The organism is Micromonospora sp. WMMD754 (assembly GCF_049315235.1).
Taxonomy (GTDB): Bacteria; Actinomycetota; Actinomycetes; order Mycobacteriales; family Micromonosporaceae; genus Micromonospora; species Micromonospora sediminicola.
On record NZ_CP186058.1, the window covers coordinates 166,545 to 186,308 of the forward strand.

Annotated in this window: 16 protein-coding genes; 7 read left to right on the forward strand and 9 right to left on the reverse strand. The window is 76.1% G+C overall.

What is annotated here, in order from left to right:
• Together ACN27B_RS00760 and ACN27B_RS00765 are read left to right on the forward strand one after the other, a co-directional pair.
• Complete coding sequence (locus ACN27B_RS00760) at positions 1-1,299, forward strand: DUF58 domain-containing protein (RefSeq protein WP_422743022.1); 1,299 nt, start codon at positions 1-3, stop codon at positions 1,297-1,299.
• A gap of 16 nt (positions 1,300-1,315) precedes the next feature.
• Complete coding sequence (locus ACN27B_RS00765) at positions 1,316-3,778, forward strand: transglutaminase TgpA family protein (protein ID WP_422743024.1); 2,463 nt, start codon at positions 1,316-1,318, stop codon at positions 3,776-3,778.
• A gap of 629 nt (positions 3,779-4,407) precedes the next feature.
• Here the strand turns inward: ACN27B_RS00765 and ACN27B_RS00770 are convergent.
• From ACN27B_RS00770 to ACN27B_RS00810, 9 genes are all read right to left on the reverse strand, one after another.
• Entirely contained in the window at positions 4,408-4,806 is a 399-nt protein-coding gene (locus ACN27B_RS00770; protein ID WP_091573265.1) for a DUF3040 domain-containing protein, read from the reverse strand.
• 115 nt (positions 4,807-4,921) lie between these two features.
• Positions 4,922-6,181, reverse strand: a complete 1,260-nt coding sequence (locus tag ACN27B_RS00775) for a DNA polymerase IV (protein WP_099164274.1) — start codon at positions 6,179-6,181, stop codon at positions 4,922-4,924.
• A gap of 39 nt (positions 6,182-6,220) precedes the next feature.
• A complete protein-coding gene (locus tag ACN27B_RS00780; RefSeq protein ID WP_099164273.1) occupies positions 6,221-7,372 on the reverse strand; it encodes an alkaline phosphatase family protein in 1,152 nt (383 codons plus the stop codon).
• On the reverse strand, positions 7,369-8,118 hold the full coding sequence (locus ACN27B_RS00785) for a methyltransferase domain-containing protein (RefSeq protein WP_172967954.1): 750 nt from the start codon (positions 8,116-8,118) through the stop codon (positions 7,369-7,371). Before ACN27B_RS00785 ends, ACN27B_RS00780 begins: the two co-directional genes overlap by 4 nt.
• Before the next feature lie 14 nt (positions 8,119-8,132).
• Complete coding sequence (locus ACN27B_RS00790; protein WP_091573261.1) at positions 8,133-8,312, reverse strand: hypothetical protein; 180 nt, start codon at positions 8,310-8,312, stop codon at positions 8,133-8,135.
• Positions 8,313-8,411: 99 nt separating this feature from the next.
• A complete protein-coding gene (locus ACN27B_RS00795) occupies positions 8,412-11,777 on the reverse strand; it encodes an error-prone DNA polymerase (protein ID WP_422743028.1) in 3,366 nt (1,121 codons plus the stop codon).
• A 135-nt stretch (positions 11,778-11,912) separates the two neighbouring features.
• Positions 11,913-13,745, reverse strand: coding sequence for a DNA polymerase Y family protein (locus tag ACN27B_RS00800; RefSeq protein ID WP_422743030.1), 1,833 nt, complete (start codon positions 13,743-13,745; stop codon positions 11,913-11,915).
• Positions 13,742-14,485, reverse strand: a complete 744-nt coding sequence (locus ACN27B_RS00805; RefSeq protein ID WP_099164269.1) for a hypothetical protein — start codon at positions 14,483-14,485, stop codon at positions 13,742-13,744. The genes ACN27B_RS00800 and ACN27B_RS00805 overlap by 4 nt, the downstream gene beginning before the upstream one ends.
• A 138-nt stretch (positions 14,486-14,623) precedes the next feature.
• Positions 14,624-15,127: an SAV_6107 family HEPN domain-containing protein gene (locus ACN27B_RS00810; protein WP_099164268.1), complete on the reverse strand. Its 504-nt coding sequence runs from the start codon at positions 15,125-15,127 to the stop codon at positions 14,624-14,626.
• Between the two features lie 523 nt (positions 15,128-15,650).
• On the opposite strand from ACN27B_RS00810, the gene ACN27B_RS00815 reads away from it, so the two are divergent.
• The 5 genes from ACN27B_RS00815 to ACN27B_RS00835 are packed head-to-tail and all read left to right on the forward strand — an operon-like array spanning position 15,651 to position 19,719.
• Positions 15,651-17,048, forward strand: a complete 1,398-nt coding sequence (locus ACN27B_RS00815; protein WP_422743032.1) for a ferredoxin reductase family protein — start codon at positions 15,651-15,653, stop codon at positions 17,046-17,048.
• Positions 17,049-17,068: 20 nt separating this feature from the next.
• Positions 17,069-17,485 carry an FMN-binding protein gene (locus ACN27B_RS00820; protein WP_172967953.1) on the forward strand — a complete coding sequence of 139 codons (417 nt, stop codon included), beginning with the start codon at positions 17,069-17,071 and terminating at the stop codon, positions 17,483-17,485.
• Positions 17,482-18,336, forward strand: a complete 855-nt coding sequence (locus ACN27B_RS00825; RefSeq protein WP_422743034.1) for an FAD:protein FMN transferase — start codon at positions 17,482-17,484, stop codon at positions 18,334-18,336. The genes ACN27B_RS00820 and ACN27B_RS00825 overlap by 4 nt, the downstream gene beginning before the upstream one ends.
• A 41-nt stretch (positions 18,337-18,377) precedes the next feature.
• Complete coding sequence (locus tag ACN27B_RS00830) at positions 18,378-19,091, forward strand: TetR/AcrR family transcriptional regulator C-terminal domain-containing protein (protein ID WP_422743036.1); 714 nt, start codon at positions 18,378-18,380, stop codon at positions 19,089-19,091.
• Between the two features lie 37 nt (positions 19,092-19,128).
• The gene (locus ACN27B_RS00835) at positions 19,129-19,719 is read left to right on the forward strand and encodes a DinB family protein (RefSeq protein ID WP_422743038.1); all 591 of its coding nucleotides are present in this window, start codon (positions 19,129-19,131) and stop codon (positions 19,717-19,719) included.
• The last annotated feature ends 45 nt before the right edge of the window (positions 19,720-19,764 follow it).

The following is a 19,764-nucleotide window of genomic DNA, read 5'->3' on the forward strand; positions in this document are numbered from 1 at the left end:
GTGCGCGACGGGCTGCGTGGGCTGACCACCCGCGGCCGCTCCTTCCTGGCGGCCGCGGTCGCCGCCGCGATCTCCGCGGGCATCCTCGGCGAGAAGGATCTGCTCCGGGTGGCCGTGCTGCTCGCCGTCCTGCCGCTGCTCGCGGCGGCCTACGTCGGGCGCAGCCGCTACAAGCTGGCCTGCAACCGCTCGCTCGAACCGCACCGGGCGCCGGTCGGGGCCAGCTCCCGGGTGGTGCTGCGGCTGCAGAACCTGTCCCGGCTGCCCACCGGCACGCTGCTGCTGGAGGACCGGCTGCCCTACGCGTTGGGCAGCCGGCCCCGGGTGGTGCTGGAGCGGCTCGGCGCGCACCAGGCCAGCTCGGTGGCGTACACGGTCCGCGCCGACGTGCGCGGCCGCTACGAGGTGGGTCCGCTGGTGATCCGGCTGACCGATCCGTTCGGCCTGTGCGAGCTGACCCGGTCCTTCCCCAGCACCGACCACCTCACCGTGATCCCGCAGGTCACCCCGCTGCCCTCGGTGCGGCTGCCCGGCGAGTACGCGGGCAGCGGCGACAGCCGGGCCCGCTCGGTGGCGGTGCACGGCGAGGACGACGCCGCCACCCGGGAATACCGGATGGGCGACGACCTGCGCCGGGTGCACTGGAAGTCGACCGCCCGCACCGGCGAGCTGATGGTGCGGCGCGAGGAGCAGCCCTGGGAGAGTCGGGCGACCGTGGTGCTGGACACCCGGGCCGCCGGCCACCGCGGCGAAGGCCCGACGGCCAGCTTCGAGTGGGCGGTCTCGGCCGCCGCCAGCATCACCATGCACCTGCGGCAGGCCGGCTACAAGCTGCGCCTGGTCACCGGCAACGGCGTCGACGTCGGCGCCACCGAGGCCGGCGGCGAGGGCCTGCTCCTCGACCACCTCGCCGAGGTGCACCTGGACCGGCGGGGCGAGATCACCACGCTGGTGCAGCAGGTCCGGCAGCGGGCCGACGGGGGTCTGATCATCGCCCTGCTGGGCACGCTCAGCACCGCCGAGGCGGAGCTGCTGGCCGGGCTGCGTGGCAACGGCGCCACCTGCGTGGCGTTCCTGCTCGACAGCAACACCTGGCTGAACCTGCCGGCGAAGGCGCGGGCCGAGGCGGAGCGGGCGCACGGCAGCGCCGCGCTCGCCCTGCTGCAGAGCGGCTGGCGGGTGATCGGCGTGGAGCACGGCAACCGGCTGCCGGTGCTGTGGCCGCAGGCCGGCCGTGGCTCCCAGGGCTTCGCCCTGCGGGCGGCGCTGGCCGAGACGGTCGCCGGAGGCATGCGATAACCGGAAGGGTGGTCCTGTGACCCCGCACCGCAACATCGGCTTCGTCGCCGCGGCGGCGACCCTGCTGGCATCGGCCCCGCTGTCGGCGATCTTCGAGCGCTGGACCTGGTTGATCCAGGCCGCGATCGTGGTCGCCGTGGTGGCCGGCGCGGCGGCGCTGAGCCGGCTGGGCCGGGCGCCGCTGTGGGGACAGCTGCTGGCCATGCTGGCCGGCCTGACCCTGGGGCTGACCTGGGTCTTCCCGGGCGGCACCGAGGCGTTGGCGTTCGTGCCGACCCCGGCCACGTTCGGCCACTTCGGCGACCTGCTCCAGGCGTCGCTGCAGGACATGCGCACCTACGGCGTCAAGGTTCCCGACGTCGACTCGCTGCTCTTCCTCGCCGTGCTCGGCATCGGCGCGGTGGCCGTGGTGGTGGACGTGCTCGCGGTCGGGCTGCGCCGCCCGGCGCTGGCCGGGCTGCCGATGCTGGCCATCTACTCGGTGCCGGTCGCGGTCTACCTGGACAGCGTCCCCGCGACCCCGTTCGTGGTGGGCGCCTGCGGCTACCTGTGGCTGCTGGTCACCGACAACGTCGACCGGGTCCGCCGGTTCGGTCGCCGGTTCACCGGCGAGGGGCGCGACATCGACGTCTGGGAGGCCTCGCCGCTGGCGGCGGCCGGCCGACGGCTCGCGGTGGTCGGTGTGGCCGTGGCGGTCGCGCTGCCCCTGGCCGTGCCCGGGATGACCGGCGGGCTGATGAACAACGTCGGCAACGGCCCGGGCGACGGCACCGGGCGCCCCGGGCAGGGTGGCAGTCCCGGCCGGATCGACCTGTTCGCCGCGCTCAGCGGCCAGCTCAACCAGAGCGAGGAGGTCGAGCTGGTCAAGGTCAGCACGAACGAGCCGAGCCCGTTCTACCTGCGTCTCGGCGTGGTGGACGAGTTGCGACCGAGCGGCTTCCAGGCCCGGGTGCCGTCGGGCGGGCCGGTCACCCGCGCCCTGCCCGACCCGGGCGACCGCGCTCCCCGTGGGGTCGAGCAGCGGCGCTACCGGGCCACCGTCGAGGTGACGAAGAGCCTGAACATGCCGCTCATGCCGGTCTACGCCGAGCCGGTCGACACCGACGACCTGAGCGGCAACTGGCTCTACGACCCGAACCAGCAGATCGTCTTCTCCAACCGGGAGAACGCCCGCGGCAAGCGCTACTCCTTCGAGTACGTCCGGTCGACGTTCAGCCCGTCGGCGCTGCGCGCCGCGCCGACCCCGCCGGCGGAGAGCGCGGTGATGCGGCAGCAGACGTCCCGGCCGTCGGTCGCCGCCGTCGAGGACCTGGTCCGAAAGCTGGTCAGCGGCCGGCAGAACGACTACGACAAGGTGCGGGCGATCTACGAGTACTTCTCCGTGGAGAACGGCTTCTCCTACTCCCTGTCGACCCGCAACGGCAGCAGCGGGGAGGACATCACCGACTTCCTGGCCACCAAGGTCGGCTACTGCCAGCAGTACGCCGCGGCCATGGCCTGGCTGGTCCGGGCGGCCGGCGTACCGGCCCGGGTCGCGGTCGGGTTCACCAACGGCGGCCGGGCCGACGGCGGCACCTACGTCCTGACCAACCGCAACCTGCACGCCTGGACCGAGGTCTACTTCGGTGGGATCGGCTGGGTGCCGTTCGACGCCACGCCGGCGGCCGCCGTCACCGGCTCGGTCCGCTCGTCCTGGGCGCCGGACACCGACGCCCCGGAGGAGATCTCCCCCTCGGCCGGCACCACCGCCGCGCCGGGTGCCACCGACCCGTCGGCCGGGGCGCAGCAGCCGAACCGTGAGGAGCGGGACATCGACCAGGGCCTGGCGCTCGGCGACGGTGGGCGGGCCCAGCAGAACCCGGTCTGGCCGTGGTGGCTGGCCGGGGCGCTCGCCCTGCTGGTCCTGCTCGCCGTGCCGGCCCTGCGCCGCTCCACGCTGCGCCGACGGCGGGTCCGGACAGCCGCGCCGACGGCCACCGCGGTGACCGTGCCCGGCCAGCGGGGCGGCCCGCGCGAGATCGTGGTCGGGGTGGACGCCGACGCGGTCCGTGCCGACGCGCACGCCGCGTGGGACGAACTGCTGGACACGCTTGTCGACTTCCACGTCCGGGTGGACCGTACGGAGACGCCACGGGCGACCGCCGAGCGGTTGAGTCGGGAGGCGCTGGCCGAAGACACCGGCGCGGCGACCGGGGTACGGCTGCTGGGTCGGGCCGAGGAACGGGCCCGCTACGCCCGGGACCCGCTCGGCGGCGCCGAGCTGCACCCGGCGCTGCGCAGCGTCCGGGGAGCCCTGGCGGCCCGTGCGGACCGGCGGACGAGGCTGCTGGCCGCGTTGCTGCCGCCGTCGGTGTTGGCGCGGTGGCGGACCGCCGCGGCCGAGCGGTCGGCCCGACTGGTGACCACGACCGGGCGGGCGCGGCAGCGGATGCTGCGCTGGAGCCCGCGCCGCCTGTTGGCGGGCCGCCCGGCCCGCTGACCCACCCCGACCCGCTACCCCACCGGCCCCCACTCGCCCCGGCCCGCCGCGTTCCGGTCGATCAAGGACTTTGCGCCAGCGCGAACCCCTCCCTCGACACAAACTCCTTGATCACCGCCGCCGGCCTACGCCGCACCGCGGCGAGATCTTGGTACGCAGCGGCCCCGGTAGGGGCGCTTTCGTACCAAGATCTTCGTGATTCCGGTGAGGTGGACGATCGATCTCGTGAGCGAGGACGGGGGCCGGTCACGGGAGGGGGAGGCACGAACCGGATCAGCCGCAGCGATCGGCTTCCGGTATCGACTGGCGACGGTGGCGGGTGCGGCGGAGGAGACCGGCGCGGCGGTCAGGGGTGCAGGGTCGGCACAACGGACAACGGTCGGCGGTCGGCGCACGACGGACAACGGTCAGCTGTCGGCGCACGACGCACGACGGATAACGGTCAGCTGTCGACGCACGACGCACGACGCACGACGCACGACGGACAACGGTCAGCTGTCGGCGTACGACGCTCGGCGGGCGGCGGGCGCGACACGGGCCGGACCGCGGCCATGGTGACGGGAGCGCGCTCGTCGACGGGTCGACGAGTCGGCGCTGCGGCCCGCCCCGGGTTCAGGGGCGGGGCGCGGTCAGCGGTGGCCCTCCGGGCGCTGCCGCCAGCGGTCCTCCATCCGGTCGAGGAAGGAGCCCCGGCGACCGGCGCTGCGGCCACGGGGACGACGCCGGCTCGTCGTGCCACCCACCACGTGCAGGTCGGGTGACTGGGATCTGCGGTGCGACTGCGCCGCAAAGATCAACGAGGCCAGCATGACGACGAAACCCGCCACGGCCACCGCGGGAATCTTGATCACGGCACCGTAGATCAACAGGGCCAGACCAGCGACGACCACGCCGGCAGCGACGAGCACGCGACGCCGCGCGTGGAAACGCGGGTCGCTGGCGCGCACGGCCGAGGCGAACTTGGGGTCCTCGGCAAGCGACCGCTCGATCTGCTCGAACAGCCGCTGCTCGTGCTCCGAGAGCGGCACGGCACTCCTCCCCGGTCACGTTGGTCGGCCCGGGCGGGCCGACAGACCGTGGCAGCCAACCGGCTGCTTACCCGCAAGTCTACGAGGGCCCTCGCGCGTCGGAAAGCGGGACGACCTACGGCCGGGTCGGTTTTTCGACTCGTCGTGGATCCCGCCTGCCGAGAAGACTGGCCGGACCTATGACGGACCGCCCGAATCGGGCGGCCGCCGCGTCGGCCGCCGCCTCCGCCTCCCGCCAGCCCCGCTCCGGCGCGCCCAGCGTGAGCTGCTGCGGCGTTTCCTCGGCGGCGGCGAGCCCCTCCATCCGGACACCGACCAGTCGGACCGGTTCACCCGGGGCGAGGGCGCCCCAGAGCGCCCAGGCCGTGTCGAACATCTCCCGCGCGGTGTCGGTGGGCACGGCGAGGGTGCGGGAGCGGCTGATCGTGCGGAAGTCGGCGAACCGGACCTTCAGCGACACCGTGCGGCCCACCTGGCCGGCCGCGCGCAGCCGGGCGCCGGCCTTGTCGGCGAGGGCGAGCAGGGATCGCCGGATCTCCGTCGGATCGGTGACGTCGGTGTCGAACGTGACCTCGGCGCCGATCGACTTCTCCACCTGCTCGGGAGAGACCCGGCGCGGGTCCCGCCCCCAGGCCAGCTCGTGCAGGTGGGCGGCGGACGCCTCACCCACCGCCCGACGCAGCAGACCGGCCGGCGCCTCGGCCAGGTCGCGCACGGTGCGCAGGCCGAGCCGGTGCAGCGCCTCGGCCGAGCGCTCCCCCACGCCCCACAGCGCGGACACCGGCAGCGGGTGCAGGAAATCCAGCACCTGGTCGGCGGGCACCACGAGCAGCCCGTCCGGCTTCGCCCGGGTGGAACCGAGCTTGGCCACGAACTTGCTCGACGCCACGCCGACCGAGCAGGTCAGGTGCTGCTCCTCGGCGACCCGGCGACGGATCAGGCCGGCGATGGCGGCCGGCGGACCGAACAGCCGCCGGGCGCCGGTCACATCGAGGAACGCCTCGTCCAGCGAGAGCGGCTCGACCAGCGGCGTGACGTCGCGGAAGATCCGCATCACCGCACGGGACGCCGTCGAGTAGGCGGTGAAGTCGGGCGGCAGGTAGACCGCGTGCGGGCAGAGCGCCCGGGCCCGGGCGGTGGGCATGGCGCTGCGGACGCCGTAGCGGCGGGCCTCGTAGCTGGCGGAGCTGACCACCCCGCGCGGGCCGACGCCACCCACCACCACCGGCCGGCCGCGCAGCTCGGGGCTCCGGCGCACCTCCACCGAGGCGAAGAACGCATCCATGTCGACGTGCAGGATCGCGCAGCCGGTGTCGTCGGCGTCCGGCCCGAAGCGCGGATCCCCGCCCCGGGGCAACGACTGGCTGCGGCCCATGCCCCGCAGGCTAACCCGCCGGTCCGACAGGGTCGCCGGTCAGCCCCGGACCACCAGCAGCGGGACGGTCATCTCCGCGGCGGTGTCCGCGCCGTGGTACGCCACCAGCCGCGACACCACCGGCGGCTCGGAGCGGGTGGCGACCACCGCGTACGTGTCCCGGCAGACCACCACCACGTCGCCGATCCGGCCCAGGTGCGCCTCGGGCACCGGCCCGAACCAGCCGGTGGCCACCGCCTCCGCCCGGGTCAGCACGTCGGCCGCCCCGCCCAGCACCCCGGTCCAGGTGGCCACCACGTCCGCCTCGGCGCCCGGCTCGACGTGCAGGTAGCGGACCCGGGGCTCGCCGGCGACCACCCGTACCCCGGCCCGCAGCCGGGGGTCGGTGTCCAGATCGACCCGGTGCCCGGCGGGGATGTCGAGCTGGCCGTGGTCGGCGGTGACCAGCAGCGCGGCGTCCGGCGGCAACCCGTCCACCAGGCGGGCCAGCAGCGCGTCCACCTCGGCCGCCGCCGTCCGCCACGGCGCGGAGTCGATGCCGCTCAGGTGCCCGTGCCGGTCCAGGTCGGGGTGGTAGCCGGAGACCACTGTGGGCCCGGCGCCGGCGGCCAGCGCGGTCAGCATCCGCGCGGCGAGCGCGTCGACCCCGGTCGCGCCCCGGTAGTCGCCGCCCCGGTTCGCGGCCAGGGTGAGGCCGCTGCCGGCGAACTCGGGTCGGCTGACCACGGTGACCGCCACCCCGGCGGCCCGGGCCCGCTCGTACCAGGTGGGGACCGGCTGCCAGCGGGTCGGATCGGGGTCGGCGGACCAGTCGACGTGGGTGAGCACCCGGTCCGTGCCGGGCACCCGGACGGTGAAGCCGAGCACCCCGTGCGCGCCGGACGGGGTGCCGGTGCCGAGGCTGACCAGGCTGGTCGGGGTGGTGGAGGGGAAGCCGGAGGTGAGCGGCACGCCGGTGGTGGCCGCCAGTCCGGCCAGCGTGGGCGCGTACGGGGCGGCGGTGGGGATCTGGTGCCAGCCCAGCCCGTCGACCAGCAGCACGGCGATGCGGCGTACCCCGGCGAGCCGGGGCGTCAGGTCGAGCAGGTCGACCGCGCCGGGCACGCCGAGCAGCGTGAGCGCGCTGGGCAGCACGTCGACCAGGCTGCCGCCGCCGTAGCGGGGCGCGACCCGGTCGAGAGGGCCGGTCATGCCGGGCGGCGGGCGAAGACGTGCAGCTGGGCGGCCAGGTCCCGGTACGGCGACCGACCGGCCAGGGACCGTTCCAACTCCACCAGGGCGGCCGGCTGACCGTCCGCCACGGCGGCCGGCAGCAGGTCGGCGAGGACGCGTACGCCGTGGATCTCCTCGACGACGAGCCCGGCGGCGGTGAGCAGCGCGGCCGCGCCGTCGGCGTCGTAGCGGCGGCGCAGGCTGTCCCGACCGCCGGCGGTGCCCTGCGGGTCGGCGGCGAGCGCGGCGGCGTTGTCCAACTGCCCGTTCATCGCCCGGCCGAGCACGGCGGCGGCCCGCCCGGCGACCAGTACGCTCGCCGCTCCGCCCGGTCGGAGCGCGGCGACCAGCGCCGTCGTCACCGGTTCCGGGTCGTCGACCACCTCGAGGACGGAGTGGCAGAGCACCAGGTCCACGGAGGCGGGCTCGACCACCCCGGCGAGCGCGTCCGCGTCGCCCTGCCGTGCGCGTACCCGGTCGGCGACCCCGGCCTCGGCGGCCCGGCGGGTCAGCGCGGCGAGCGCGTCGGGGCTGGCGTCGACCACGGTGACCCGGTGACCGGCCTCGGCCAGGGGGACGGCGAAGCCGCCGGTCCCACCGCCGACGTCGAGCACCGAGAGCCGCTCACCGGCCCGCCGGTCCAGCTCGGCCCGGAGCACGGCCCAGATCACGGCGGTGCGGGGGGTGAGGGTTCGGGTCTGCTCCACGTCGCCGAGCCTAGTCACCCCCGGCCCGCGGGTCAGGACTCGCCGCCGCCGGCCGGGTCCTCCTCGGCGCGGGAGCGCTGGGCGTTGGCCACCGGTCCCTCGGTCACCTGGTATTCCCGCGGCTCGACCTCGTGGGTGGGCGCCCACCCGGTGCCGAGGCGGGTCCGTCGGGCGTTGGCCACGCCACCGGGGTACGTGCTGTGAAAGGTCATCTGGTTCATCCCCCATACCCGGGTGGGCCACTCTGCCCAACCCGTGTCCGGGAGTCTCCCGCCTCGGGCTCCGGGAAACCGTAATGTGGATCACTCCACTCAGCGGAAATCCCGGGACGCCGGCGTGACGGGCGGCTCGATCGCGTCCAGCCGGTCCGCGGTGAGGTTCGTGACGCCCTCGTGCCGCTGCAGCCGGCCCCGCACCACCAGTGCTCCGCTGGTGCGGGCGATTCGACGGTAGCGCTGCCACAGCCCCGGGGAGCAAGTGACATTCAGCATTCCGGTCTCGTCCTCCAGGTTGAGGAACGTGACCCCGCCGGCGGTCGCCGGCCGCTGCCGGTGGGTGACGATCCCGCCGACCCGGATCCGCTGCCCGGGCGGCACCTGACCGAGCCGGGCGATCGGCACCGCGCCCAGCGCGTCGAGCCGGTCCCGGATGAACCGGGCCGGGTGGCTCTCCGGGGACAGGCCGGTGGCCCACACGTCGGCGACCAGCCGGTCCACGTCCGCCATGCCGGGCAGCGTGGGCGGGTCCGCGCCGGTCACCGTGCCGGGCAGCCGACCGGGCCGGTCCTGGGCCGCCGCGCCGGCCGCCCAGAGGGCCTGCCGCCGGGTCAGCCCGAAACAGGCGAAGGCGTCCGCGGTGGCCAGCGCCTCCAGCTGCGCGGCGGTGAGACCGACGCGGCGGGCCAGGTCCGGCATGTCCCGGTACGGCCCGTGCGCCGCCCGCTCCGCCTCGATCCGCTCGGCCACGTCCGCGCCGAGGGTACGGACGCTGCCCAGCCCGAGCCGGACCACCGGGCCGCCCAGCCCCCAGGCGTGCGGCGGCTCGCCCGGCACGCTGCCCCACCGGGTCTCCGGCGTGGACTCCAGCACCGCCTTGGCGCCGCTGGCGTTGATGTCCGGCCGGCGCACCTCCACGCCGTGCCGGCGGGCGTCGTCGGTGAGCGTCTGCGGCGAGTAGAAGCCCATCGGCTGGGCGTTGAGCAGCGCGGCCAGGAACGGGCCGGGGTGGTAGCGCTTGAGCCACGAGCTGGCGTAGACCAGGTAGGCGAAGCTCATCGCGTGGCTCTCCGGGAAGCCGTAGCTGGCGAACGCGGTGAGCTTGCGGTAGACGTCGTCGGCCAGCTCGCCGGTGATGCCCCGCTCGGCCATCCCGGCGTAGAGCCGGTCGGCGATCTGCGCCATCCGCTCCACCGAGCGTTTCGCCCCCATGGCCCGGCGCAGCTGGTCGGCGCCGGCCGCGTCGAACCCGGCCAGGTCGATGGCGAGCTGCATGAGCTGCTCCTGGAACAGCGGCACGCCGAGCGTCTTCTCCAGCGCGTTGCGCATCAGCGGGTGCGCGTACGTGACCGGCTCCTGGCCGTTCTTGCGCCGGATGTACGGGTGCACCGAGCCGCCCTGGATCGGGCCGGGACGGATCAGCGCCACCTCCACCACCAGGTCGTAGAACTCGCGGGGCTTGAGCCGGGGCAGCGTGGCCATCTGGGCCCGGCTCTCCACCTGGAACACCCCGACCGAGTCGGCCCGGCAGAGCATGTCGTAGACCTCGGGGTCGTCCAGCGTCATGTCGCCCAGGTCCAGGCTCATCCCGATCAGGTCGTAGCCGTAGTGCAGCGCGGAGAGCATGCCGAGGCCGAGCAGGTCGAACTTGACCAGGCCGACGGCCGCGCAGTCGTCCTTGTCCCACTGGAGCACGCTGCGCCCGGGCATCCGGCCCCACTCCACCGGGCAGACCTCGATCACCGGCCGGTCGCAGATCACCATGCCGCCGGAGTGGATGCCCAGGTGCCGGGGGAAGGTCTGCAACTCGTTGGCGTACGCGACCACCTGCTCCGGGATGTCCGCCACGTCGACCGCGGCGACCGAACCCCACCTGTCGATCTGCTTGCTCCACGCGTCCTGCTGCCCGGGCGAGAAACCGAACGCCTTGGCCACGTCCCGCACCGCCGACCGGGGCCGGTAGGAGATGACGTTGGCGACCTGCGCGGTGTGCTCCCGGCCGTAGCGGGCGTAGACGTGCTGGATCACCTCCTCCCGCCGGTCGGACTCGATGTCCACGTCGATGTCGGGTGGCCCGTCGCGTTCCGGGGCGAGGAACCGTTCGAACAGCAGCCGGTGCCGGACCGCGTCCACGTTGGTGATGCGCAGCGCGTAGCAGACCGCCGAGTTGGCCGCCGACCCCCGGCCCTGGCAGTAGATGTCCTGCGCGCGGCAGAACGCGACGATGTCGTAGACCACCAGGAAGTAGCCGGGGAAGCCGAGGTCTTCGATCATCCGCAGCTCGTGCTCCAGCTGCGCGTACGCCTCCGGGTGCGCCTCGGGTGGGCCGTACCGCTCGCGGGCGCCGTCCATGGTCAGCCGGCGCAGCCAGCTCATCTCCGTGTGCCCGGCCGGCACCGGGTACGCCGGCAGCTGCGGCGCGACCAGGTGCAGGTCGAAGGCGAGTTCCGCGCCGAACTCCGCGGCCCGCGCCACCGCCCCGGGGTACGCGGCGAACCGCGCCGCCATCTCCGCGCCGCTGCGCAGGTGGGCGGTGGCCGCGGCGGGCAGCCAGCCGTCGATCTCGTCGAGGCTGCGCCGGGCCCGGACCGCCGCCACCGTGGTGGCCAGCCGCCGCCGGCCCGGGGTGGCGTAGTGCACGTTGTTGGTGGCGACCGTGGGCAGCCCGGACGCGGCGGCCAGCTCGGCGAGCGCGTCGTTGCGGTCGGCGTCGACCGGGTGGCCGTGGTCGGTCAGCTCCACCGCCACCGTCTCCGCGCCGAACAACGCGGTGAGCCGGTCCAGCTCCCGGGCCGCCGCGTCGACGCCCTCGGTGAGCAGCGCGGCCGGCACGTGCCCCTTGCGGCAGCCGGTGAGCACGAGCACGTGGTCCTTCAGCTCGGCTGCGATCTCCTCCAGCTCGCCGTAGACCGGGCGGCCCTTCTCCCCGCCGCGCAGCTGGGCCCGGGAGATGGTGGCGGCGAGGCGGGCGTACCCCTCGTGGCCGTGCGCGAGCACCAGCAGGTGCCGGCCGAGCGGGTCGGGTTCGCCGTTCTGCGGGCCGGGCAGCCCGAGGGACAGCTCCGCCCCGACGATCGTCGGCAGCCGCAGCGCGCGGGCCGCCTCGGCGAAGCGCACCACGCCGTAGAAGCCGTCGTGGTCGGTGACGGCGAGCGCGGTGAGCCCGAGCCGGGCCGCCTCCTCGGCCAGTTCCTCCGGGTGGCTGGCCCCGTCGAGGAAGCTGAAGTTGGAGTGCGCGTGCAGTTCCGCGTAGGGGACGACGCCGTCCGGACGGTCCAGCTCCGGCGGTTGGTATTCCTGGCGCTTGCGGCTCCAGGCCGGGGAGTCGCCGCCGTCGGCGTCGACCGCGAGCGGGTCCACCACGTGCAGGTGCCGCTCGCCCCGGCCCGGCTCGTCCCCGCCCCGCCCGGAGAGCACCTGCTCCAGCTTCGACCAGGGCATCTTCGGGTTGTGGAAGCTCATCCCGCGCTCCCCCGCCCCCGGTTCGCCGAGATCTTGGTACGAAATGGCCCCCACAGGGGCACTCTCGTACCAAGATCCTTCGGCCTCCGGCGGCCGGTGCCGGTGGAGCCCCGGGCCGGGGCGGGGACCCGGCGCTCAGTCATAGATCGCCTCCACCAGCCACTGCCCGCCCTCGACCGCGAGCAGCAGGGCGGTGCCGTCGGCCAGGCAGACCTGGAACCGGGCGCGACGACGCGCCTCGGCCGGCGCCCACCAGCGCTCGTCCACCGGCCACGGGCCGACCCATCCGGAGATGTCGGCGGGGCGGCCGGTGCCCACGGTCAACCGGGCCGGCGGCGCGCTGACCGCCAGCCGGGCGCTCACCACGACCGGCTGGCCGGACGCGTCGTGCACCTCGGCCGACACCGGGGTGGGCAGCACCACGGCCGGTGACGGTGGCGGGATCCGCCCCGGCCACGGCGGCTCGGGCACCGTCCGACCCCGGCCGGCCCGGCCACCGGCCCGCCTCGCCGGCGCGCCCGGACCGCCGGACGCGACCGGCGCGGCAGCCGCACCGGACCGCACGGCCGGAACAGCGGCCGGACCCGACGACCCGACGCCAGACGACGCGACCCCCGACGACGCGGCGCCCGACGACGGAAGAGCCGACGACGGAGCCCCCGAAGACGGAAGGGCCGACGGCGAAAGGGCCGACGACGCGGCGCCCGACGACGGAAGGGTCGGCAGGGGCGGGGGGCCGGGGCGGGCGGGCGCCCGTTCGTCCCCCCACGGCACCAGGCGCACCTGCTCGGCCGGGGAGCGCCCGCCGCCGAGAACGGCGGTGACCACCGCCTCGGGGCCGAGGATGCCCTGCACCCGGCTCAGCGCGCGGTGCGCCCGCTCCCGCTCCGCGCCGGTCTCCCCCCACAGCCCGGGTTGCAGGCCGGCCTGGGCGAGCACGCCGTCCGGCACCAGCCGCAGCCGAATGATGCCGGCGGTCGGACGGGCCGGCCGGGCCCCGCCCCGGCCGTTGCTGCCGGAGAGCCAGCCGTCGAGCTGCCACCGGACCCGGTCGGCGATGGCCGCGGCGGTGAGCAGGCCGTCGTGTCGCCAGACCCGGTGCAGTTCCTGGCCGTGCGCGGTGACCGCCTCGATGCCGAGCCGGGTGCAGGCCAGTCCGTACGCGGCGAGCCGCTCGTGCAGCCGCTCGGCCAGCGTGCGGGCGGCGAACGCGGCGGCGTCGACCCGCTCGATCGGCTCGTCGTGGTCGGCGGTGACGGTCAGGTCGACGGGCGGCTGCCGGACCGCGAGCGGCCGGTCGTCCCGGCCGGCGGCGAGCCGGTGCGCCAGCGCCCCGTCGAAGCCGAACCGGGCCAGCACGTCCCCCGCGGGCAGCGCCGCGAAGTCGCCGAGGGTACGGACGCCGAGCCGGCGCAGCAGGTCGGCCAGGGCGGGCCGGCCCAGCGCCTCGACCGGCCGGCCGGCCAGGAACTCCGGGGTGCCGCCGGGGGGCAGGATGCGCCCCTCCCGGGCGGCCAGCCCGGCCGCGAAGACCCCGTCGGCGATGCCGACCTGGCTCTCCACCGCACAGCTCTGGGCGACGTGCTCGACGATCCGCTCGGCCGCCGCCTCCTCGCCGCCGAGGTAGCGGCTCGGCCCCCGGGCGGCCGTGACACACGCGCCGGGGCGGATCACCTCGACCCCGGCGACCACCTCCTCGACGGCGGCCACCACCGGTTCGAACGCCCGCGCGTCCCGGCCGGGGTCGTGGTCGACCACGGTGAGCTGCGGGCAGCGCCCCTGGGCCTCCCGCCGGCGCAGCCCGCGCCGGATCCCCTCGGCCCGGGCCCGCTCGGAGCAGGCGACCACCCGGTTGGCGTGCAGCACCACGACCGGGTCGGTGGCCGGCACGCCGTCGACGATCTCGGCGGCGAGGACGGGCCAGTCCGGGCACCAGAGCAGCAGGGCCCGCGGCGGGGCGGTGCTCACCGGCCCACCGCGGGGGCCACCACGCGCAGCCGACGGGCCGGGGCGGTGACGGACGGGACGCCGGCCCCGGACGCGCGGGGGATCACCCGGGTCAGCTCGTCGCCGGGCAGCCACACCTTGATCTCCTTGGGCCGGGCGGCCGCTCCCCGGCCGCGGGCCGAGACGGTCACCTCGCGGCGGCGCAGCCGCCCCCGGCCGGGCCCGAGCCCCTGCCAGACCCCACGGACCACCTGGAGCGTCACGTCCGCGCCGTCCCACCGCCCGTACGGGACCAGCACGCTGCCGCGCTGCCGGGCCCGGGCGGCCAACCGGGTGGCGACCGAGGCGGCGACCGTGGTCGGCACGGCGGTGACCACCACGTCGACCCCGTCGATGAGCGCGGCGACGACGGTGGGCCACTCCGGGCCGGGGTGCGGCACCAGCGCGAGCCGGTCCAGGGCGATCCCGGCCTCGGCCGCCGCACCGGCCCCGAAGGTGGGTACGCCGACCACGGCGCACCACGAGCCGGCCCGGGACGCCTCGGCGAGCAGGGCGAGGATCAGCGAGGTGGCGCCGCTGTGCCGGGGCTGGCCGGCGCCGATCGCGACGGTGCTGCCACGACGCAGGCCCCGGTTGGGCAGCAGCCCGGTCAACTCGGACCGGACGGGGAGCACCCGGTGGCCGCCGGCCGGGTCGGGCGCGCTCGCCGGCCGGACCAGCTCGGCCAGGGCGGCGGAACCGACCACCATGCGGCCCGCCATCGGACCAACCCCCCGTCGTGTTTCGCCACGGGCCCCGCCCGCGGATGGTGCTGTGGATCATGTGCTGCGCGGCACGCGCGTGCCGTGGGAGCGGCGCCCGGCCGCCCGGGGTCCCGCCGACGGCGGCCGGGCGCCACGTCAGGCGGCGGCCGCCCCGGATCGCGCCGGGGCGTCGGAACCGCCGAGCCGCAGGGGCCGGTGCAGGCCGTCGAGCGTCGGTTGGTGGGCCAGCCCGAGTGCGGTCTCCACCACGGTGACGAACTGCTCGGCGGAACGGAGCAGATCGTCGGCCTCCCGGGCGGTGACCACCCGGGGGATGCCCGCCTCGGCGGCGGCCCGCTTGCTCGCGCCGGCGGCGAAGTAGGCGGCCCACTCGTCCAGCTCGGGGGCGACGGTGGCGAGCAGCACCCAGACGCTGGTGATCCGGTTGCGCCGGGTGGGTGCGGGGCGGGCCCGGGCGGCGAGCACGGCGGCGGCGGCGCGCAGCGCCGCGAGGTGGGCGGCGGCGTAGCGGAGGCCGTCGGGACGGGTGCGGGCGGCCTCGGCCAGCCCTTCGCGCGCCACCACGAGCAGCTGGGCGGGGGTGCGGTGCGGCAACACGTGCGCGGGCACCGTGGGCGCCTGGGCCGGACTGGTCGGCATGGGTCTCTCCTCCGCGTGTGGCCGGGGCGGGCGGTCGCGCGACGGGATCCGTCGCCCGGTCGCCCGGAGCGGTCGGTGCGGAGGAAGACGCACCTCAGGTGGCGGCCGGCCGGGTGTGGACGCTTCCCCACACCCACACCCGGCCGGCGTACCGGCGGGTCCGTCGCCCGCCGCCCGGGGGTCGTGGGCGGCGGGCGACGACCTGCCTGTCGGGCCTGGACTCGCGACTGTCCGAGGCCCGGTGCGGCCCGCGGAGCCGCACCTTCCGGAGGCCGGTGCCGCGAAACACCGTCTCCGGAGCCGTGGAACGAGGTGTGCGACCCGGGGGTCGGAATCGAACACTCGTTCTAACTACCCTGACAGTACACCTCCCCACCGACGAAAACGCAACGTGTGACGCGCCGGGGACACGCCGGCACCCCGTCGGATTCCCAGCCGGGGCACAGCAGCGGCAAAGGAGAACCGGAACTCGCCGGCCCAGGGTTTACCCCATGAGCGTCAGCCGTACCGAGAAGACCCTCCGGTGACCGCCGCCGTGGCCGGCCGGCAGGCCCCACGCCGCCCGCCGCCGACCGCCCCCGCCTGGTGGGCCGACGTCGCCGGCGCCCTCGCGGCGCTCAGCCTGCTGGTCGTCACCGCCCTCTGGACCGCCGACCGTGGCGTGCAGGAGCTGCTGGCCGGCGCGGCCACCGGGCTCACCTCGCTCGGCCGGCTCGCCGGCCTGGTCAGCGCCGACCTGATGCTGGTCCAGGTGGTGCTGATGGCCCGGGTGCCGCTGCTGGAACGCCGCTTCGGCCAGGACCGGATCGCCCGCTGGCACCGGCTCGCCGGATTCGCCTCGTTCCACCTGCTGCTGACGCACGTGCTGCTGACCGTGCTCGGATACGCCGGCACCGCCCGCCGGGGGGTGCTCGCCGAGACCTGGGACCTCGTCGTCACGTACCCCGGGATGCTGCTGGCCACCGCGGCGCTGGCGCTGCTGACGCTGGTGGTGGTGACCTCGGTCCGCGCGGCCCGGCGGCGGCTGCGCTACGAGTCCTGGCACCTGCTGCACCTCTACGCCTACCTGGGCGTCGCGCTGGCTCTGCCGCACCAGCTCTGGACCGGCGCCGACTTCCTCGCCTCGCCGCTCGCCCGCGCCTACTGGTGGACGGTCTACCTGCTGGCGCTGGCCAGCGTGCTGATCTGGCGGCTCGGCCTGCCCGCCTGGCGCTCGCTGCGCCACCGGATCGAGGTGGCCGCGGTGGTCGCCGAGGCGCCCGGGGTCACCTCGGTCTGGCTGCGCGGGCGAGACCTGCACCGGCTGCCGGTACGGGCCGGCCAGTTCCTGCTCTGGCGGTTCCTGGACGGTCCCGGCTGGTCCCGCGCCCACCCGTACTCGCTGTCCGCGCCGCCGCGGGGGGACCTGCTCCGGATCACGGTCAAGGACCTGGGCGACGGCAGCGCCCGGGTGGCCGCCCTGCGCCCCGGCACCCGGGTGCTGATCGAGGGGCCGTACGGGCGGCTCACCGGGCAGCACTGGCGGGGCGGCGGGATCACGCTGCTGGCCTGCGGTGTCGGGCTCACCCCGCTGCTGGCGCTGCTCTGGGAGCTGCCGTACACGCCCGGCGAGGCGGTGCTCGTCCACCGCGCGCGCACCCCGGAGGACCTGGTCTTCTCCGCCGAGCTGGACCGCCTCGTCACCGAACGCGGGCTGGTGGTGCACCACCTGGTCGGGCCCCGGGCGGCGCGGCCGTCCTGGCTGCCGAGGTACGCCGAGGGGCTCTCCGACGCCGAGGCACTGCGCCGGCTCTCCCCCGACGTGGCCGGACACGACGTCTTCCTCTGCGGGCCGGACGGCTGGGTCGACGCCGTCCGGGTCGCGACCCGCGCGGCCGGGGTGCCCGACGCGCACGTCCATCACGAACGCTTCGCCTGGTGACGGGCGCGAAGGGAGGATCCGTGCGACGGATCACCGTCTGGCTGCTGTCCACCGTGGCCGCGCTGGTGCTGCTGTTCAGCTACCGGACCAGCACCATGGGCGCGGGTGGGGAGACCGGCGCGGTCGCCACCGGCGGCGCCACGACCGACAGCGGCGGCAGCGGCACGGCCACCGGGTCGGTGGCGCAGACCCGGTGGGGGCCGGTGCAGGTACGGATCACCGTCTCCGCCGGGAAGATCACCGACGTGGCCGCCGTCCAGGTGCCCGACGGCAACCACCGGGATCAGGAGATCAACGACTACGCGGTGCCGATCCTGCGGCAGGAGGCCCTGGCGGCGCAGAGCGCGCGGATCGACACCGTCTCCGGGGCCACCGTCACCAGCGACGGCTACCGGGAGTCGCTCCAGTCCGCCATCGACGCGGCGCACCTGCGGTGACCACGCCGGCCGGACCGGACCGGCGCGCCTGGGTGGAGCAGGTGATGGGGCTGCCGGTCAGCATCCACCTGCGCGGTCCGGCGGTGCGCACCGAGGCGGTGGCGGAGCGGGTGGCCCGGGTCTTCGCCGAGCTGCGCCGGGCCGACGCGGTGTTCAGCACGTACCGGCCGGACAGTCAGCTGGGTCGCCTCGGCGGCGCGCCGCCCGATCCGGCCACCACCACGAACCCGCTGCTGCGCGAGGTGGCCGCGCTATGCGAGACCGCCCGCGCGCGTACCGGCGGGTGGTTCGACGCCCGTCGCCTGCCGCTGCCCCTCGGCGGCGTGGGCTTCGACCCGTCCGGGCTGGTCAAGGGCTGGGCGGTGGCGCGCGCCGCGCGGCACCTGACCGACCTGGCGGGGCACGACCTGTGCCTCAACGCGGGCGGTGACGTGCTGCTGCGGGCCGCGCCGGGCCGGCCGCCCTGGCGGGTCGGCGTCGAGGACCCCGACCGGCCGGACCGGATGCTCGACGTGGTCGAGCGGGCCGACGGCGCGGTGGCCACCTCGGGCACCGCCCGGCGCGGCACGCACATCACCGACCCCCGCGCCGGGCGACCGGCCGGGGCCGTCCGGTCGGTCACCGTGGTCGGCCCCGACCTGCTCTGGGCCGACGTGTACGCGACCGCGGCGGTCGCCCGCGGCCCGGACGCCCCGGACTGGCTGGCCACCCTGAACGGGTACGCCGCGCTGGTGGTGGACGCCGCCGGGCGGGTCCGGACCACGCCGGGCTGGCCCGGTTCCCGATTCCCGGCCCGGCCCGGCGCGGGCCGGGCCGGGTCCGGAGCGCAGGTGGCCGTATCGTCGGCGTAGCGGGCGGACCGGCGCCGCCCGGCGAGGTGGGAGGGCGATCCGTGCGGGCCGGCGAGGTCGACAAGAAGCGGCTGTTCGAGCTGCTCTGGGGCGCGCCCGCCGGCCCCCGGCGGGGCCCCCGCCCCACCCTCTCGCCGGCCGCCGTGGCCCGCGCCGGCATCGCCGTCGCCGACGTGGACGGGCTGGACGGGCTCACCATGCAGCGGGTCGCCGAGTCGCTCGACGTCACCAAGATGGCGCTCTACCGCTACGTGCCCGGACGGGCCGAGCTGGTCGCGCTGATGCTGGACGCGGCGCTGGGCGAACCCCCTCCGGCGCCGGCCGGGGCCGACTGGCGCGGTCAGCTCGACGACTGGACCCGGCGGCTGGTCGAGCGGTTCCGCCGGCACCCGTGGGCGCAGGCGGCGGCCGTGGGCGCCCGGCTGCCCGGACCGCACGAACTGTCCTGGGTGGAACGGGTCGTCGCCGCGCTCGCCGGGACGGGGCTCACCGCGACCGAGCGGCTGGACGTGGCGTCGCTGCTGGTCGGGCACGCCCGCAACCTGGCCGGCCTGCCGCCCGGGTCCGGCCGGGAGGCGGCGTTCGGCGCGCTGGTGCGGGGCCGCGAGGAACGCTACCCGGCGCTGGACGCCGCGCTGCGCCCCGGCCCGGACGGCCCGGCCGACCACGACACCCTCGACTTCGGCCTGGCCCGGATCCTCGACGGCATCGCCGCGTTCGTCGCCGCCCGCGCCAGCGGCGGCGACCCGCCGTGACCCCACCGGCTCGTCCGGCGGCGGCAGACTGACGCGCATGGCTGACAAGAACGACCCGAAGACGGCGCTGCGCCACTACCTCCAGGCGTGCCGCGACGACCTGATCTGGAAGCTCGACGGGTTGGGCGAACGCGACGCCCGGCTGCCCCGTACCCCGACCGGCACCAGCCTGCTGGGCATCATCAAGCACTGCCTCAACGTCGAGGCCGGCTACTTCGGGCCCACCTTCGGCCGCGAGTTCCCGACGCCCGAGGAACTGGTCTCCCTGGCCGCGCAGGAGGAGGACCCCCAGGCGGACTGGTACGCCCGGGAGGACGAGACGAAGGACGGGCTGATCGACCTCTACCGGCGCGTCGGGGCCTTCGCCGACGAGACGATCGCCGAGCTGCCGCTCGACGCCCCGGGACGGGTGCCGTGGTGGGGGCCGGACGCCCCGGACGTGACCCTGCACGAGATCGTCGTGCGGGTGGTCTACGACCTCGCCCGCCACGCCGGGCAGGCCGACATCCTGCGCGAACAGCACGACGGGGCGATCGGTTGGCAGCAGGGGAACACCAGCCTCCCCCGGGACCACGACTGGCCCGCGTACGTCGCCAAGCTGACCGGGCTCGCCGACCGGTTCCGGTAGCCGGGCCGGCGGGACGCGGCGTGGGTGGCTGCGCGCCGGGCGGGC

Bases quoted from the DNA above. Each gene is read 5' to 3' on its own strand.
- ACN27B_RS00810 (WP_099164268.1), bottom strand. From the start codon at position 15,127: ATGCCGACCAGTCCGGCCCAGGCGCCCACGGTGCCCGCGCACGTGTTG.
- ACN27B_RS00835 (WP_422743038.1), top strand. From the start codon at position 19,129: ATGGCTGACAAGAACGACCCGAAGACGGCGCTGCGCCACTACCTCCAG.
- ACN27B_RS00780 (WP_099164273.1), bottom strand. From the start codon at position 7,372: ATGACCGGCCCTCTCGACCGGGTCGCGCCCCGCTACGGCGGCGGCAGC.
- ACN27B_RS00795 (WP_422743028.1), bottom strand. From the start codon at position 11,777: ATGAGCTTCCACAACCCGAAGATGCCCTGGTCGAAGCTGGAGCAGGTG.
- ACN27B_RS00775 (WP_099164274.1), bottom strand. From the start codon at position 6,181: ATGGGCCGCAGCCAGTCGTTGCCCCGGGGCGGGGATCCGCGCTTCGGG.
- ACN27B_RS00805 (WP_099164269.1), bottom strand. From the start codon at position 14,485: ATGGCGGGCCGCATGGTGGTCGGTTCCGCCGCCCTGGCCGAGCTGGTC.
- ACN27B_RS00790 (WP_091573261.1), bottom strand. From the start codon at position 8,312: ATGACCTTTCACAGCACGTACCCCGGTGGCGTGGCCAACGCCCGACGG.